We start from the raw sequence: 16,767 nt of genomic DNA, 5'->3' as shown, positions 1-16,767 counted from the left end.
AGTGCGCCGGCGGCGTAAACCGCGCAGTGCTGACCAAGTCTGGGTCTGTGTCGCGATCGCTCAGCGTCGGATCGCCGTGCTCGGACGTTCAGCGCTGATTTGACGCGTGCGCTCCACGGGCGCGCACGCTTGTACGCTGGTGCAGGGCAATAGCCCCCAACAACGCGGCAGCAAATGTACCGAGAATCACGCCGAAGCGAGCATGGAACACTTCGGTTTCGCCCGGGAACGCAAGCCCGGCTACCAGCATCGCGACCGTGAATCCGATGCCGGCCAGCAGGCCGATCGCGGCAATGTCGGGCAGGTCCACTCCGTTGCCCAAGCGCAGGCGGGTGTAGCGCGTCAGAATAGCGACCGACCCCCAGATGCCGATCAGCTTGCCCAGCGGCAGTGCGACTGCGACGGAAATAGTGATTGGGTCGGTTAGCGCTGCGCTCAGGCCACCCTCGCCACCCATGACGGGTACGCCAGCGGCGAAGAATGCGAAAACGGGAAGAGCCAGGCCCGCTGACCACGGACTGAGCTTCTCATCAAACTCGTGAGTGAGCTGGCGGTTCCTGATGCGTTTGGCAGGCACAACCATGCCCAGGCAGACACCTGCGATCGTCGCGTGAACGCCGGAGTTCAGCATGAGTGCCCACGCCACCACAGCCAAAGGTATGAGCAGCCACCACTTGGTGATCTGGCGCTGCACCAGGAAACCAAAGACCACGATCGTCAGCAGTGCTCCGCCCAGCGCCAGCCAGTTCAGGCCAGATGAGTAAAACACTGCAATGACGATGATGGCCAGCAGATCGTCGACAACTGCCAAAGTCAGCAGGAAGGTTCTCGCGGCAGGTGGGAGGCCTCGTCCAAAGATCCCCAGGAGTGCCACCGCGAAGGCAATATCAGTTGCAGTTGGCACGGCCCACCCGTGGAAGTGATCGGAACCAGTGATGGTTTGGATCAGCACATAGATGGTGGCAGGTCCGACCATGCCGAAAGCGGCCGCCAACATGGGCAGTGCCGCTTCCCGGATGTCACGCAGCGGTCCGGTCACAAAATCTGACTTCAACTCCAGGCCGACAACGAAGAAGAAGATGGTCAGTAGCCCGTCGGCCGCCCATTCGTGCACTGACAGATGCAGTCCGAGCGATTCAGGGCCAAATTCATAGTGCGAAATAGCGCTGTAGATCGGTTCCCAGGGGGAATTTGCCAGGAAGAGAGCGATGAGTGCAACGACAATGAGCAGCAAACCGGTTCGCGTCTCGTCAGCGAGGAATCGCGGAATGGCTTGGAATGCATTGCGAATACGGTGCCCCACACTCGCGTTCGACGAGGATGCATAAACTCGTTTGCGCGGCAGAGCTGATACCAGGATCGGTGGGCGTTGTTGGAGGCGCGCACCAGGGAAGTTATGACGTGAGCGATGCACAATCCCATCACTGCGATACGGGATTCGAGGCATGTCGCGCTTTTCGCGTGTGGCTCCACCGGTGGAGGTAGTTTCTTCAGACGAGCCGAGAGTCATTCGTATCGAACCTTCCTTCGCGACGAGGAACCGCTGTGATGGAGATGTGGCTACCTTCGATCATAAGGCACAGGCAATGTGTGGGTAATGCGTTGTCGAGGCGTGGGCGCGGCTCGTGTGGGATGACGGCCGGAAGTGCGTGTAAACTAGGCACGCTGCCGTCACGAGCCATGAGCCAGGCTTGTGAGGTTGGCATGCCCCCATGGCCCAATTGGCAGAGGCAATCGACTTAAAATCGATGTGTTGTCAGTTCGAATCTGACTGGGGGTACGGAGTCGGGCACGCAAGCGGCAGAAATGATGCTCGCCGGGTCTTTGCCGGACGCGGCAGGTTCATTGACGAGGGAGTCCCATGCGAATTCTGACTCGGAAACTCTTCTGTGGAGAGCTGGCCTTGGATTGGTGAAGGGCGAGAGGTGCGCCGAAAGGGATCGCCAGATCTCGCTGTCGGCTCAATAAGAAAGACCCCGATGGGCTAGCGGTCGGGCCGCAAACGTGAAAACCTTAAGACAGGTAGTAGTGGGTCAGTCTGTTTCCGGCAACGCCTGTTCCCGGGGCGCGCTGGCCAGAAGGAGGCACAATGTCCAACCCCGTATTGAAGAAACTGGTGAAAGACGAGACGCGCTCGGCGCAGACCACTCCAGCTGGCTATCCAGGAATGCCAGGGTATGCCCCCGGCAACAGCGGATATACCAATTACCAGTCGCAGCAGTACGCTGATCCTTACGCCCATCAGGCTGGCGCTGGCGCTTCGGCCGGCACTGCAACGCAGCAGGGGTACCCTCGTTACCCTCAGCAGGCGGACCAGTTTGAGGAATTTGAGCAGCGTTACAACCAGCCGTCTGCTGATGCGGTGGATCGTGGCCGACTGACAATCGACGATGTCATCGTCAAGACCGGAATCCTTTTTGGGATTCTGCTTGTCGCAGCTGCCGGAGCATGGGCTGTCACGCGTGCCAACCCGTCGATGGGGCTTGGTTTGATGTTTGGCGGCCTGGCCGTCGGATTCGTGCTGGCTTTGATTATTTCGTTCTCACGTTCACCGAAGCCGGGACTGACGATGGTGTACGCAGCTGCTGAAGGCCTCGCGCTGGGCGGCGTGTCATCAGTCATGGAAATCGTGTATCCCGGGATCGTCCTTCAGGCGGTTGTGGGTACTCTGAGCGTTTTTGGCGTCACACTGGCTCTGTATGCGTCTGGCAAAGTTCGCTACTCATCGAAGATGGCCAGGTTTGCCATGATTTCTCTGTTCGGCATCATCACCTTCTCGATCGTGTCGTTCCTGCTCAACATCACCGGCGTGCTCGACTCGTCACTGCGCTCCATCACGGTTATGGGAATCCCGCTGGGGGTCTTCATCGGTGTCTTCTGCGTCTTCATCGGCGCGATTTGCCTGATTGGTGATTTCGAGGTGGCCAAGGTGGCCGTCGAGCAGGGGGCTCCTTCAAAGTTTGCCTGGACATGCGCATTCGGGCTGATGGTGACTCTCGTGTGGATGTATCTGGAGATTCTGCGCCTCCTGTCATACTTCCGCGAGTAGACTCGCTTTCATCATTACACGTCACAGTAAGGACAACGCACTATGGAAAACGTTCACGTCGAAGGCGAGTTTGGACGCAAGCCGACTGTCGCATTCACAGATGCACAGCCCTCCGATGAGCTGCTGATTGAAGTGCTGCGCGCGGGTGATGGCCAGGAAGTGGAGCCGGGCGACACGATTCAGTGCCATTACCTGGGCCAGGTGTGGAACGGACAGGTTTTTGACAACTCCTATGACCGAGGCCAGGCACTGAGCTTCCAGATCGGTGTGGGAATGGTGATCCGCGGATGGGATGATGGCCTGGTCGGGCAGCGTGTTGGCTCACGCGTCTTGCTGTCAATTCCGGCAGAATACGGGTACGGCGACCACGGGGTACCGCAGGCAGGTATCCAAGGTGGAGACACCCTGGTCTTCGTGACTGACATTCTGGGAGTGCACTAGCACTACCTTGAGGCATCATCGATACGTTTCAATTCACTGGGTCCTTGCGGAGTCATCCGCAAGGACCCTTTTGATTTAAAAGACTGAGACCTCGGCTGAGATCAGAGCGACTCGAGCAGCAGCGCCAGCTTCAGGAACGGGACTTCAGAACTGGGCACGCATAGCCTGTGCGCGAATGACACTGATAACCATCGGGGTTCTTAAACAGGTATCCCTGATGGGAATCCTCCGCGTACCAGAACTGCCCGCCATCGGCTGCCGTCGCAATATGGGTGGTAATGGCTCCGAAGCCATGCTCACTGATTGTGTCGTGGTAGGCCTCGCGCGTGCGCACGGCAAGGTCGTACTGCTCATCGGTGGTCGTCCAGATCGCCGAATGGTACTGATGGCCAATATCGCCGCCTTGTCGATCGCCCTGCGTGGGATCGTGAATTTCAAAAAACGTGGCAATGATCTGGCCGGTGGAAATCTTCGACGTGTCATACACGACGCGCACAGTCTCGAGATGCCCGGTTCCGCCGGCACACACCTGCTTGTAAGTTGGATGATCAGCATGCCCGCCCATGAAGCCGACGGCAGTGGCCACAACCCCCGGTGTTTCCCAGAAAATCTTTTCGACTCCCCAGTAGCAGCCAGCAGCGAAATAGATCAGCTCCTGGCCCTCTCCAGGTTCCATATCCAGCGGAGTTCCCAGGACAACGTGACGGTTCGGATCATCATGCACATTGATGGCGTTGTGGAACTCAAACATTGTGGCTCGCTTTCTCTTGGTGCCGATATTGTCTCATTGCCGTATGCAAATGCCCACCCGCTTCCCCTTAATTGCGCTGAGAACATGAATGTCACGTAGACTATCGTGCGACATTTAACCTGTGCCTCAAGCTCTTCTCGCACACATCCCACGATGAGAACTGTCTCGAGCTGGCACGTGCCGCCTCAGATCAGAGGCACCGTGCATTTTTGACGAGGTCGGGCGCGCTAGCCCGCGACGCGAACTGCGCCAGCCAGATGCAGGTTGACTGTTGACGCTCCACTGAAAGTGAGGATCACCATGGCGCAAAGCCACGACACGCCGTATACGGAACGGCTGAATAACTGGATAGGCAAATGGCCACGACGCCGCTCCCATTCATCGTCTCGCGACCACGACGAAGTCGTGAGCTTCCACGAGCCTGCTGTCTCGCCTCGGTCTCGTGACGCAAGCGAGGGCGTGACATGGTCTGTGCGTGTGGCTGCAGCATGGTCGTGGCGCCTCCTGATCATTATCGCTGCCGTTGCCGTCGTGGCGTGGGGAGCGGTCCAACTGTCCCTGATTGTCTTTCCGGTTGCGATTGCCGTCCTTCTGACAGTCCTGCTGGAGCCGCTGGTGCGTTTCCTGCACGTCAAGGTTCGCCTTCCGCAGACAGCCGCAGCTGCCACCGGATTGGTCGTCGCCCTCCTCGTCGTCGTGACAATCATCGCTGGAGCCGCCGGACAACTCATCCGGCAGGTCCCATCCCTTGTCTCCAAAGCCTCCCAAGGTCTCGATAAAGCGGTCGAATGGGTATCTAACGGCCCGTTTGGACTTGAGACGGCCACCATTGAACAGGGCATCGAGACAATCCGCACAGAAGTCACCCAGTTCTTGAGCGCACACTCCTCGGCCCTCGCAACAGGCGCACTGAGCCTGACGAGCTCTCTTGCGTCAGTTCTGACCGGATCCCTCATTATGTTGTTCTGCCTGTTCTTCTTCATGCGCGAAGGCAGGCGGATCTGGCTATGGGTGGTACGCCTGTTCCCGGCGCCAGCGCGCCGCCCGGTCCACGAATCAGCGATCCGCGGATGGGTCACCCTGTCGGCATACGTGCGCACGCAGATCAAAGTTGCCGCAATTGATGCAATCGGTATCGGTATCGGTGCGTGGGCACTGGGCGTGCCGATGGCGATCCCCATCACCGTGCTTGTCTTTTTCGGCTCGTTCATCCCGATCGTTGGCGCCCTGGTGTCTGGAACCATTGCCGTCCTCGTTGCATTGGTGGATCAGGGCGTGGCGCGCGCACTGTTCATGCTGCTGATCATCCTCGCCGTCCAGCAGATCGAAGGTAATATTCTGCAGCCCTGGCTCATGTCCTCTGCAGTATCCCTGCACCCAGTCGCCGTCCTGCTGGTTGTGGCAGGTGCCGGCGCGGTCGCCGGCATTCCCGGCGCTCTTTTCGGCGTGCCGATCGCAGCATTCCTTAACTCAACGTTCCTTTACCTGCACGGATATGACCCCATACCCGCCCTTCGCGATCAGGAGGACAGACCTGGAGGCCCGCCAGGAATGTTGGATGAGATGGTCGCGCAGTCCTATGCCTCTGATGATGACGAAGACGGTGACGGCATCAAGGACAACAAGAACGAAGCCGTCAAGTCAGATTCAGACGAGGATACTTCCCATAGCGGCAGCCACGCTGACGCTCATGATTCTCACGCTGACGATGATCGAGCGCAGGGTGACAGCAACGAAATTGCTGCAGCCCGGGGTGGATCATCCAGCGACGAGGGCGACCCAGCAGGCTCATCCTCCTCAACGCGGTGAGCTGACGCCTCGAGCAAGCGTTGATGCGCTCGGCGATCACGCTGAGCCGGCATCGACGCGGTGAACCAAAACTCTAATTAAACGTTCACTCGTAGGCTGGCAGGTGCATGCGCGTGGGCCCTTCATATAGCAAACTCCCCGAAAGAGACGGTTGAACACAGTCAGCCGCTCTTTCGGGGAGCACCCGTCTGGAGAGTAATTATCCTTCTTGTCCGTAAGGCACACACTCGAGAATTTCAACCTCGATGGTCTTACCGTTGGGCGCCTCATAGGTCAGCTTGTCGCCAGGCTTATGTCCCATCACCGCTGCACCCAGCGGTGCGCGAGCGGAGAACACCTGGATACCCAGATCGCCGCCGGCATCGCGTGAGCCGAGCAGGAACTTCTGCTCACGGCCAGCCACCGTTGCAGTGACGACCATTCCAGGCTCCACCACGCCATCGTTGGCGGGAGTTTCTCCCACCTCCGCATGCTCGAGCATCTCCTGAAGTGCGAGGATACGCGTTTCGTTCATGGACTGCTCATTTCGGGCAGCATGGTAGCCGCCGTTCTCCCTCAAATCGCCTTCCTGGCGAGCCGCATCGATCAGTTTGGCGATCTCCGGGCGACGCTGCTCGATTCTCTCAGTCAGCTCTGCCTTGAGGGCATCATATTGGGCTCGTGTCAGCCACTGAGTGTCCGCCATGGTTCCTTCCTTTCAATGAAAAAGTCCGGCACCGTGGTGTGGTGCCGGAGCGACAAAACGATGAACTGGGGTCAGTGTAACAATAAGAGCGACTAAAGCCATATTCAAAGCGGCGAAAGTCGCGTTTTCATCTCCGGACGAAACGGCGCATGGGTCACCCTCGTCAATGACGACAAAACAACCAACGCCGCTGGTGGCACACGCTTAAGCAGTCAGGACCGCGATGTACACGGCGACGCATTGACACGCCCACGCCAGGATCGTGAACGAGTGGAAGATCTCATGGAACCCAAACCACTTGGACGAGGGATTCGGCCATTTCGTCGCATAGACGAGGGCACCCAGTGTATACAGCAAACCACCTGCAATGACGAGCCACACGACGGCGGGGCCACCACCAGACCACAGAGCGGGCAGATACCATATGGCGGTCCAGCCCAACACAACGTACAGCAGCGTTGCCAGCCAGCGGGGCGCTGCCGGCCACAACAGGTTAATGAGAATGCCTGCGATGGCACCTGTCCACACGATCGAGAGCAGAACAACCTGATCATGCGGGGACAGGAGGGCGACAGCCAGCGGTGTGTAGGTGCCGGCGATCAGCAGGAAAATGTTTGAATGGTCGAGTCTGCGCCATAGCGTCTCCCATTTGGGAGCCCAGTAGAAACGGTGGTAAAGCGCCGAGATGCCGAACAGGATGAGCGATGCGGCAAGGTAGACAGCCGAGGCCCATGTAGTCGCTGTGGTAGGTGCCAGGCACACGAGAACGATCGAGGCGGCCAGTGACAGGGGAGTGGCGACCAGATGGAGCCATCCGCGAAAGTGCGGCTTGACGCTAATGAGCTGTTCTGGAACCCACTGGGTGGGGTGAATAGATGCAATCTTCATGTCTGACATCTCTCCTTACCGAACTCGCATTCTCGCAGGGACAGTGACGCGTTGGTGGGGGCCGCGGTGGCTCCGCGGTGGCGCTGTGATGGGGCCGTGATGACCACCCCGCCCTCTTCCCTACGATACCGTAAGTTAGGTAGCGGGACCGCCACAATCTCCACAGGCGAAATCCACGGGGCAATCCTTCGCCCTCTGAGTTCGAGGCGTGAGGTATACAGTTGGTGCAAGAACATATGGGAGGTCCCGATGGCGCAATGGAATTTGCTCTACGACCTGTATGAACGGCGAGTACGCTCTGAAATCGCTCATGGGTCGATTCCCCGTCACGTCGGGGTCATCTTGGATGGAAACCGCCGCTGGGCGCGTTCCATTGGAACCACAGCGTCTCACGGTCACCGCGCCGGTGCCGGGAAAATTGCAGAATTTTTGGAGTGGGCCGAAGAGGTCGGAGTTGAGATCGTCACGCTATGGATGCTCTCTACCGACAATCTGGAGCGCGATCAGCATGAGATCGACGAGCTTTTTGACATTATTGGACAGGCCGTGCGCGCCTTGGCCGCTCAGCGTCGCTGGAAAATCGGTGTTGTCGGTGATTTGTCACTGCTTAGCGAGGATCTTGCCGATGAGTTGCGCAGCGCCCAGGACGCGACGAAAGATATGGATGGCCTGAGCGTCAACATCGCGGTTGGCTACGGCGGGCGTCATGAGATTGCTGATGCGGTGCGCTCTTTGCTGCGAGATGCTGCTGCGAAAGGGCGCACGCTGGAAGAAGTTGCTGATTCGCTCACTGACGAGGACATCACGAATCATCTGTACACCAAGGGGCAGCCTGATCCGGATCTTGTGATTCGCACCTCGGGTGAGCAGAGGCTATCCGGCTTTATGATCTGGCAGAGTGTTCACACCGAGTTGTACTTCTGTGAGGCGTACTGGCCTGACTTCCGACGCGTCGATTTTCTGCGCGCGCTACGCTCCTATGCGCAACGTGAACGGCGTATGGGGCGCTGATTGCGCGCAGGCGAGCTAGTCGTTCAGCTCCGACAGCCACGGTGGGTTGGCGCCGGCACGCGAAACAGTGATATCTGAAATTCGTGAGGCTCGCGTCAAAATCTTCATTGCGGTCGCCTCGTCAAGGGTCCGCAACGCTTCGCGCGCGTCAGCCCCCACGAGGCCAAGACCCCACAGCGCGTCAATGATACCGCCAGTGAACGAATCACCCGCGCCGACAGTATCAACCACTGGGATATCAGCAGGGGTGGCGGCGCACTGCATGCCACTCACTGAACGAGCCATGGCACCCTTGCTTCCGCGGGTGACGATGACAAGCGACGGGCCAAGTCCGAGCCAATCAGACACGACCTCGTCCAGTGGTGCATCATTCGTCAGCCATGCGATGTCTTCATCTGAGACCTTCACGATGTCAGCTGCACGCACGAAGTCGAGGATCGTGTCGATCGATTCTTCCGGTGAGCCCATAATGTCGGGGCGGATATTCGGGTCGTAGGTGACGATGGCCTGATCGTGTGCGCGGTGCAGCGCGTCAAGAATGGCGGGGCCACCTGGCTGAATAACAGCGGAAATCGACCCGGCATGCACGATTTGGGCATTGGGAGAAACAGGGATAGGCGTGCGCGGAGCCCACTCAATATCGAAGGTGTAGGTCGCGGCACCTCGCTCATTCAATGTGGCGGTCGCCGTCGTTGTGCGTGTTGCGCCGAAAGATTCCGGTGGAATATAGACGTGGGAGTCGCGGAAGTGTTCAGCTACTGTCCGCCCTCGTTCATCGCGGCCCAGCCACGTTTCCAGCACAATCGGACGACCCAGGCGACCCAGTGTCATCGCCGTGTTTGCGGGAGAGCCGCCGGGTGTCTCCACAACATCATCGGGGCGGTCGGGGCGGTGCAGAATATCCACGAGGGACTCGCCGATGGCGAGGATATGCGGGGCAGACAAGATATCCATTGAAACTTCCTGACTGGTGACGTACACGCTTCTGTGCGGGTGCGCCCGAACTGGTGGGGAAGAGCGCACGAGTGCGTTCTGTGCTTAGCCTATCGAATGTGGGTATGCAGCGGAAATTGGCAACGCCTGCAGACTCCATGGTCGAGGAGAACGGGGCGGAGTGCGGTCATGTGGCGCCAGGGGCGACGCGCGCCCGGGTGGTGCTAGGGACGGTGTGCGCTCGGGCGGTGCTAGAGGCGACGTGACCGCGAGTGGTCGCCTACCTGAGAGCACCGTCTGCTTGTTCAGATGAGCCGCTCGCATCGTCGTGTGGCTGGTCTGAGGCGTCTGCCTGTTCAAGGCGGGATTGAGCCTGGTCCAGGATCGTGCGGCAGCGCGTGGCGAGAGCTTCACCTCGCTCCCACAGCTGAAGGGTTGCTTCGAGGGGAGCCTTGCCTGATTCAAGAACACCGACGATCTCAACGAGTTCATCGCGTGCCTGCTCGTATCCCATAGTGGAGGCATCCGGCCGGTTCTCCACAGGTGAGGTGCCATTCTGGCTCATAAACTTTTCCTTCCCAGTTTTCTTGTGTGTGCCGAGTGGTCGCGTGCACGCGACCACTCGGCACAATGAACAAAGCTTTGCGCATTAATTGGCGAGGGGATCATCTTCTGATGCGGAGGTATCCGAGGTAGCAGGAGTGAAGCCGAACACTTGAGCGACCAGTCGGCCCGACGCTAAGACGCCCTCAAGTAAATCGCCTTTCGCTATCTGATCAGTGGAGCGAATCAGATCTCCACCCGGCGTGCGCAACAGGGCATACCCGCGATCCAACGTTGCCTGAGGGGACAGAGCCCTCAACGTGCCGATCGCTCGAGCCAACCCCGTCTGCTCGCGGGACAGCATTCGCGACAGCGCCACTGACAGACGGCCGCGCAAACCGTCCACAACCTGCACGTGGCGCTCGACAATCGCCCTTGGCTCGACCATCACTGGACGCGACGTGACCAACGAGAGACGCTCGCGCTCCCTGCCTACCACGCGCGCAACCGCAGAACGCATGCGCGAGGCGGCCTGAGTCAGCCCAGCAGTCTCCTGCGCCAAATCCGGCACGACACGGCGGGCCGCATCCGTCGGCGTGGACGCACGAAAATCAGCAACCAGATCCAGCAGAGGAGCGTCGGCCTCGTGCCCAATGGCTGAAACAAGCGGTTTACGAATCGTTGCCGCATTACGCACCATCGTCTCATCAGAAAACGGCAAAAGGTCCTCGACCGAGCCGCCACCACGGGCCACTACGATGACATCAACATGGCTCAGCCCGTCCAGCTCAGTCATCGCCGCGCACACCTCCCGCACCGCGTGCACGCCCTGAACAGCAACTTCACGAATCTCAAAGCTGATCGCAGGCCAGCGCGCGCTCGCGTTGACCACGACGTCATCTTTTGCCTTGGCGTTGCGGCCACACACCAAACCAATCACCTTCGGGGCGAACGGCAGCGGGACTTTGCGTTCGGGAGCAAACAGGCCCTCGGCCGAAAGCTTGCGGCGCAGCATCTCAATCTGCGCGAGCAAATCGCCCAGTCCCTGCAGATGGATCTCCTCAGCCCGCAGATTGAGCGTCCCGCGCTTCTCCCAAAACACAGGAGTCGCACGAATCACCACGCGCGCCCCTTCTTCAAAGCCCGGGCCGGTGCGGTCCAGTACCGAAGGGAACGCGGTCACAGTCATGGATGTATCCGCTTGCACGTCACGCAGCACGAAAAACGCCATACGAGTGCCAGGTCGCGGCTTGTATTCGACGATCTGGCCTTCAACCCACAGTGTCGACATCTTTTCGACATAGGTCTTGATGTTCTCAGTAAGCAGTCGCAGAGGCCACGGGTTCTCCCTCGTCGTCATCGCTGCCTTGGGGGCGAGCGTGCGCGCACCGGGCTGGCCCGCGTTCATTGACGAGGGTGGCCGGCCGCTTCCGGGCTGGCGGCCATCTGGCATATGCGGAGGCTGTGAAAATGACACGATCCAAGGATGTCACATCACACGACGATGCGGACGGTGGAGCGCTGCCGTGACGTGGGATTCATTACGCTGAGGATGTCAATAGGTGTCATAGACGTTAGATTGGACGTATGAATCAGGACGCCGCTGCGCATCGCGCATCTTCCGTGTCGCTTCCGTCGCCCTCGTTCCCACGGCCGCCGCAAGATGATGGTGGGGCCGGATCAGGCCAGGGACAGACGCCTGAAGGCGGGCGCGTGCTCGTCGCTGCGCCGCGTGGGTACTGTGCGGGCGTGGACAGAGCGGTCGACGTCGTGGAGAAAGCGCTCGAACTGTACGGGCCGCCTATCTACGTGCGCAAAGAGATCGTTCACAATAAATACGTGGTGGAAACTCTGTCTGAGCGCGGCGCGATTTTCGTGCAGGAAGTCGACGAAGTTCCCGAGGGAGCTCGGGTCGTGTTTTCCGCGCACGGAGTGTCACCGCAGGTGGCGGCCGCAGCGCAGGAGCGTCACCTCGCCACTATCGATGCGACGTGCCCGCTCGTGACGAAAGTGCATCGCGAAGCGGTGCGTTTTGCGCGCGAAGACTATGACATTATCCTGGTGGGCCATCAGGGGCACGAGGAAGTCGAGGGGACGTTTGGTGAGGCTCCCGACCATATTCAGGTCGTTGGATCGCCTGACGAGGTCGACTCGGTGACGGTGCGTGACCCCTCGCGCGTGGTATGGATTTCGCAGACCACGCTGTCTGTTGACGAGACGCGTCAGACGGTTGACCGGCTGCGTGAACGATTCCCGGAGCTGACGGATCCTCCCAGTGACGATATTTGCTATGCGACGCAAAACCGGCAAGTTGCAGTGAAGTCGATTGCGCCTGACGTTGATGTCATGATCGTGGTGGGATCGGCGAATTCGTCGAATTCTGTGCGGCTGCTGGAAGTTGCGCTGGATGCCGGTGCCGGTTCGGCTCATCGTGTTGACCGAGCAAGTGAGCTGCGCGAAGAATGGTTTGAAGGTGCTCAGACGGTTGGTGTTACATCGGGTGCGTCCGTGCCGGAAGTGTTGGTGCGAGACGTCATCGCGTGGCTGAAAGAACGCGGTTTGACGCACGTTGAGCAAGTGCGCACCGAAACCGAGACGACAACGTTTGCATTGCCGCGTAATTTGCGTATGGAGCTCAAGAAGTCGGGGCTGATCGATGCGCGCCCGCACGCACCGCGGCAGTCAGGTGCGAACCACACGCACTGACAGTGACGCCCGGTGCAACGAAGGCGCGAGGCGCTGCTGACTCACCACAAGATATCTGCGCGAATTTTCTGGTGTGTGCCGAGTGGTCGCTTGCACGCGACCACTCGGCACACACATGAATGAGGCGCAGGACACGGCTTTCCGCATACGCGCACAGGAATGCCTACAATAGGGCACGTGTCTTTGACTATTGGAATTGCGGGACTGCCCAACGTCGGCAAGTCGACCCTCTTTAACGCCCTGACGCGCGCATCAGCGCTCGCAGCGAACTACCCCTTCGCCACGATCGAACCAAACGTGGGAGTGGTACCGCTGCCTGATCCTCGTCTGGACGTTCTAGCAAAAATGTTCAACTCAGAAAAGATCATTCACGCCACCGTCTCATTTGTTGATATTGCGGGCATCGTGCGTGGCGCCTCTGAAGGCGAAGGCCTGGGCAACCAGTTTCTTGCCAACATTCGCGAGGCAGACGCAATCTGCCAGGTCACACGCGCATTCGACGACCCCGACGTTGTCCACGTCGAAGGCAAAGTTGATCCGGCCAGTGACATTGAGACCATCTCAACAGAACTGATCCTTGCTGATATTCAGACCCTTGAAAAGCAAATCCCTCGCCTCGACAAAGAGGTCAAGGGTAAGAAAACAGATCCAGCAGTTCTGGCGACGGCGAAAGCCGCCCTCGAACTTCTTGAACAAGGCACCGTACTATCCGGGCCCGAGGGAGCAGCGCTCGACCAGGATGCCCTTAAATCGTTCCAGCTGATGACGGCGAAACCGTTCATCTATGTCTTCAATATGGATTCCGAGGGGATGGCAGATCGCGCCAAGCAGGATGAACTGCGCGCCCTCGTCGCACCCGCTGACGCCATTTTCCTGGACGCCCAATTCGAGTCCGAACTCATTGAACTTGACGAGGATGACGCCCGCGAAATGCTCGAAGAGTCAGGGCAAGCAGAATCTGGCTTGGATCAGCTGGCGCGCGTGGGATTTAGCACCCTCGGACTGCAAACATTCCTCACCGCTGGTGACAAGGAATCACGGGCATGGACGATTCACCAGGGAGATACCGCCCCCGAAGCTGCCGGCGTCATCCACACCGACTTCCAGAAAGGTTTCATTAAAGCCGAGGTCGTTAGCTACGACGAGCTGGTTGAACTGGGCTCGATGGCGGAGGCGCGCGCTCACGGGCGGGTGCGTATGGAAGGCAAAGACTACGTCATGCAGGACGGTGACGTGGTTGAATTCAAATTTAATGTGTAACGCGGAGCGTTAATGACGTTTCGCGTTATTGGGGGGGGAGGTTGAAGAGCGCTGTCTCTAACTCCGGTTTTCGTTCGGCCTCGGTCCATTCCGCTACCTCGTGTGTAGAATCTGCAAGCGGTATCGGGCCGTTGAACTATTAGGTTCACCCACAGTTCCCGTGCCTGCACGCATCGAGAAGGACCAGGTGGTGAACTCGAATGACTCGCCTGGTCCAACGTGTGTGCGCTCGGCGCGTGGTTTAACTCTTATAAGACTTGCCGGTCACAGCCTCAGCGTTTCGCTCGTGCAGCCCGCAGGCCGTTCAAGATCACGATGACTTCGGCGACTTCGTGAACCAACACGACGGCGGCCAGGCCCAGCACACCGCTGATCGCAAGCGGCATCAACACGATGATGATGGCCAGAGACAGCACGATGTTCTGGTTGATGATCCTGCTGCCTCGGCGGGCGTGCTGCAGCGCCTGCGGGATCAGCCGGAGGTCGTGGCCAGTGAAGGCGACGTCAGCGGACTCGATCGCGGCGTCAGAGCCGGTCGCTCCCATCGCAATGCCCACCGTTGCGCCCGCCAGTGCCGGCGCGTCGTTGATGCCGTCGCCGATCATCGCCGTCGGCGTCTTGGAGGAGAGTTCGGCGACGATGCTTGCCTTGTCCTCAGGGCGCAGCTCGGCGCGCACGTCGTCGATTCCGGCGATTTCAGCCAGCGCCCGGGCGGTGCGAGTGTTGTCGCCGGTGAGCATGCTCACTTCCACATCGTTGGCGCGCAGGGTCTGCACGGCTTCGGGAACCTCGGGACGCAGCTCGTCGCGGACACCGATCGCTCCGGCGAGAGCGTCATCGACGGTGACCAGGACGCAGGTCTGGCCCTCGGACTCCATGCGCTCAACGTCTGCCTTCAGTGGCCCGGCGTCGATCCACCGGGGGCTGCCCACCAGCACCCGTCGGCCTTCGACGGTGCCGCTGATGCCGTGCCCGGCTTCCTCGCTGATGTCCTGGGCGGCGGGCGCTTCGGGCCCCGCTGCCGCGATCGCCGCGGCGAGTGGGTGCGTCGATTGCTGCTCAACTGCCGCCGCGAAAGTAAGCACCTGCGCCCGATCAAACCTGTCTGCCGGGACCACGCCGGTAACCTCGGGCTGGTTGCGGGTGAGGGTTCCGGTCTTGTCCACCGCCAGGTGACGGATGCCGCCGAGCCGCTCGAACGCCGCGCCAGACTTGATGACCACGCCGAACTGGCTGGCCGCGCCGATCGCGGCCACGACCGTCAGCGGCACGGAGATTGCCAGCGCGCACGGCGACGCTGCGACCAGAACCACCAACGCACGGGTGATCCACGTCTCGGGGTCGCCCAGCAGCGAGCCGATCACGCCGACTAGCACCGCCAGGATCATCACCCCGGGCACTAGGGGTTGGGCAATCCGGTCGGCGATCCGGGCGCGGTCGCCCTTTTCCGCCTGCGCCTGCTCGACCAGGTCCACGAGTGTGGTCAGCGAGTTGTCCGTTCCAGCTGCGGTCGTCTCGACCTCCAGCACACCGGCGGAGTTGATCGCTCCCGCGGGCACCTCGTCGCCGGGCGCAACCTCCTCCGGAATGGATTCTCCGGTGATCGCTGAGGTGTCAAGGCTGGAGCGCCCAGACCGAATGATGCCGTCCGTGGCGATCCGCTCTCCGGGGCGCACGAGCATCAGTTCACCAGCCGCGAGGTCCTTCGCTGCGACCTCGACCGACGTGCCGTCGCGCAGCACCGTCGCGGTCTGCGGTACCAACTTCAACAGTGCCCGCAGTCCGCCCTGCGCCCGGTCCATCGCCATGTCTTCCAGCGCCTCGGCGATCGAGTACAGGAACGCTAGCGCCGCGGCCTCTCCGACGTAACCGAGGATTACCGCGCCGACCGCGCTGATGGTCATCAGCAAACCAATGCCGAGCTTGCGCTTCGTGACAAGGTTTCGGATCGCGTCGGGCGCGAACGTATACGCCCCTAGCAGCAGGCCGACCCAGAACAGTACTGTCGCGGGTGTCGCTAGCCCGGACCAGCCCAGCGCCAGGCCTACGCAGAGGGCTACGCCGGAGAAGATCGGCAGTAGCAACTCGGGGTCCTTCCACCATGGCCGATCGAGTTCTTCGATCTCTTTGGCGGGTTCGTGTGCGCATCCACATGCCGAGCTCATGCGTCCGCTCCCTTCTCGCCGCAGCCGGGCACCGAGCATTCAGGGTCGATGCACGGGGCGTTTTCGTCGACAGCCAACGTCGCGTTCACCAGCGCGTTGAGCGCTGCCGCGAGGTGCGGATCGGCGATTTCGTAGCGTGTCTTGCGGCCCTCCGGCTCGGCGACGACGATGCCGCAGTCGCGCAGGCAGGTCAGGTGGTTCGAGACGTTCGAGCGGGTCAGGTCCAGGGCGCGCGAAAGCACGGCTGGGTAGCTCGGGCCGTCGAGTAGTGTCATCAGGATTCTGGAGCGCGTCGGATCCGCCATGGCCCGGCCGAGCCGGTTCATGACGTCGAGGCGTGAAGCAATGGTCAGCATGTGCTGAACAATACATCGTGTGCTGAACTATTCAAAATGCGCTGAACTGACAGTTACGCGAAGGTCCTGCGACCTGCAAGAATTAGTCGATGGGATAGCAGATGACTGATCCTTTGTGGTTCGGCTGCCGCCCAACGCGGGAGCGACGTGGGCGGCGAGGTTCTCGAGAA

Annotated in this window: 15 protein-coding genes and 1 tRNA gene; 7 read left to right on the top strand and 9 right to left on the bottom strand. The window is 60.1% G+C overall.

Features of this window, described 5'->3' with window-relative positions; translation table 11 throughout:
• Positions 1-88: 88 nt before the first annotated feature.
• The gene (gene nhaA / locus QP093_RS09520) at positions 89-1,510 is read right to left on the bottom strand and encodes a Na+/H+ antiporter NhaA (protein WP_285016274.1); all 1,422 of its coding nucleotides are present in this window, start codon (positions 1,508-1,510) and stop codon (positions 89-91) included.
• A 196-nt stretch (positions 1,511-1,706) separates the two neighbouring features.
• Between nhaA and QP093_RS09515 the strand changes: the two genes are divergently transcribed.
• From QP093_RS09515 to QP093_RS09505, 3 genes are all read left to right on the top strand, one after another.
• Positions 1,707-1,780: transfer RNA gene (locus QP093_RS09515), tRNA-Leu, on the top strand.
• Between the two features lie 309 nt (positions 1,781-2,089).
• Positions 2,090-3,049: a Bax inhibitor-1/YccA family protein gene (locus QP093_RS09510; RefSeq protein ID WP_092648739.1), complete on the top strand. Its 960-nt coding sequence runs from the start codon at positions 2,090-2,092 to the stop codon at positions 3,047-3,049.
• A gap of 42 nt (positions 3,050-3,091) precedes the next feature.
• Positions 3,092-3,490: an FKBP-type peptidyl-prolyl cis-trans isomerase gene (locus QP093_RS09505; protein ID WP_058237082.1), complete on the top strand. Its 399-nt coding sequence runs from the start codon at positions 3,092-3,094 to the stop codon at positions 3,488-3,490.
• A 130-nt stretch (positions 3,491-3,620) separates the two neighbouring features.
• Here QP093_RS09505 and msrA read toward each other — a convergent pair whose 3' ends face one another.
• A complete protein-coding gene (gene msrA, locus QP093_RS09500; RefSeq protein WP_285016273.1) occupies positions 3,621-4,241 on the bottom strand; it encodes a peptide-methionine (S)-S-oxide reductase MsrA in 621 nt (206 codons plus the stop codon).
• Positions 4,242-4,541: 300 nt separating this feature from the next.
• Here msrA and QP093_RS09495 point away from each other — a divergent pair, with 300 nt between their 5' ends.
• On the top strand, positions 4,542-6,050 hold the full coding sequence (locus tag QP093_RS09495; RefSeq protein WP_285016272.1) for an AI-2E family transporter: 1,509 nt from the start codon (positions 4,542-4,544) through the stop codon (positions 6,048-6,050).
• Positions 6,051-6,249: 199 nt separating this feature from the next.
• On the opposite strand, the gene greA is transcribed toward QP093_RS09495, so the two are convergent.
• Together greA and trhA are read right to left on the bottom strand one after the other, a co-directional pair.
• Positions 6,250-6,735, bottom strand: a complete 486-nt coding sequence (gene greA, locus QP093_RS09490) for a transcription elongation factor GreA (protein ID WP_058237079.1) — start codon at positions 6,733-6,735, stop codon at positions 6,250-6,252.
• Between the two features lie 204 nt (positions 6,736-6,939).
• A complete protein-coding gene (gene trhA, locus QP093_RS09485) occupies positions 6,940-7,623 on the bottom strand; it encodes a PAQR family membrane homeostasis protein TrhA (RefSeq protein ID WP_058237842.1) in 684 nt (227 codons plus the stop codon).
• Positions 7,624-7,872: 249 nt separating this feature from the next.
• Between trhA and QP093_RS09480 the strand changes: the two genes are divergently transcribed.
• On the top strand, positions 7,873-8,634 hold the full coding sequence (locus tag QP093_RS09480) for an isoprenyl transferase (protein WP_285016271.1): 762 nt from the start codon (positions 7,873-7,875) through the stop codon (positions 8,632-8,634).
• Between the two features lie 15 nt (positions 8,635-8,649).
• Here the strand turns inward: QP093_RS09480 and QP093_RS09475 are convergent, their stop codons facing one another.
• The 3 genes from QP093_RS09475 to xseA form a co-directional block, all read right to left on the bottom strand.
• Positions 8,650-9,588 carry a PfkB family carbohydrate kinase gene (locus QP093_RS09475; RefSeq protein WP_285016270.1) on the bottom strand — a complete coding sequence of 313 codons (939 nt, stop codon included), beginning with the start codon at positions 9,586-9,588 and terminating at the stop codon, positions 8,650-8,652.
• A gap of 259 nt (positions 9,589-9,847) precedes the next feature.
• A complete protein-coding gene (locus QP093_RS09470; RefSeq protein WP_070725725.1) occupies positions 9,848-10,132 on the bottom strand; it encodes an exodeoxyribonuclease VII small subunit in 285 nt (94 codons plus the stop codon).
• An 84-nt stretch (positions 10,133-10,216) separates the two neighbouring features.
• On the bottom strand, positions 10,217-11,518 hold the full coding sequence (gene xseA, locus QP093_RS09465) for an exodeoxyribonuclease VII large subunit (RefSeq protein ID WP_285016285.1): 1,302 nt from the start codon (positions 11,516-11,518) through the stop codon (positions 10,217-10,219).
• Positions 11,519-11,697: 179 nt separating this feature from the next.
• Here xseA and QP093_RS09460 point away from each other — a divergent pair, with 179 nt between their 5' ends.
• Together QP093_RS09460 and ychF are read left to right on the top strand one after the other, a co-directional pair.
• The gene (locus tag QP093_RS09460) at positions 11,698-12,816 is read left to right on the top strand and encodes a 4-hydroxy-3-methylbut-2-enyl diphosphate reductase (protein ID WP_285016268.1); all 1,119 of its coding nucleotides are present in this window, start codon (positions 11,698-11,700) and stop codon (positions 12,814-12,816) included.
• A 177-nt stretch (positions 12,817-12,993) separates the two neighbouring features.
• Positions 12,994-14,076 (top strand): redox-regulated ATPase YchF, encoded by a 1,083-nt coding sequence (ychF, locus tag QP093_RS09455; protein WP_285016266.1) that lies wholly within the window; start codon positions 12,994-12,996, stop codon positions 14,074-14,076.
• A gap of 272 nt (positions 14,077-14,348) precedes the next feature.
• Here ychF and QP093_RS09450 read toward each other — a convergent pair whose 3' ends face one another.
• Positions 14,349-16,241 (bottom strand): heavy metal translocating P-type ATPase, encoded by a 1,893-nt coding sequence (locus QP093_RS09450; protein ID WP_285016264.1) that lies wholly within the window; start codon positions 16,239-16,241, stop codon positions 14,349-14,351.
• Positions 16,238-16,597, bottom strand: a complete 360-nt coding sequence (cmtR, locus tag QP093_RS09445) for a Cd(II)/Pb(II)-sensing metalloregulatory transcriptional regulator CmtR (protein ID WP_154878770.1) — start codon at positions 16,595-16,597, stop codon at positions 16,238-16,240. Before cmtR ends, QP093_RS09450 begins: the two co-directional genes overlap by 4 nt.
• Positions 16,598-16,767 lie beyond the last annotated feature (170 nt).

It is taken from the genome of Pauljensenia sp. UMB10120 (genome assembly GCF_030212035.1).
Classification (GTDB): domain Bacteria; phylum Actinomycetota; class Actinomycetes; order Actinomycetales; family Actinomycetaceae; genus Pauljensenia; species Pauljensenia radingae_A.
The sequence above is the reverse complement of the archived record's forward strand: the minus strand, read 5'-3'. Positions and strand labels throughout refer to the sequence as shown.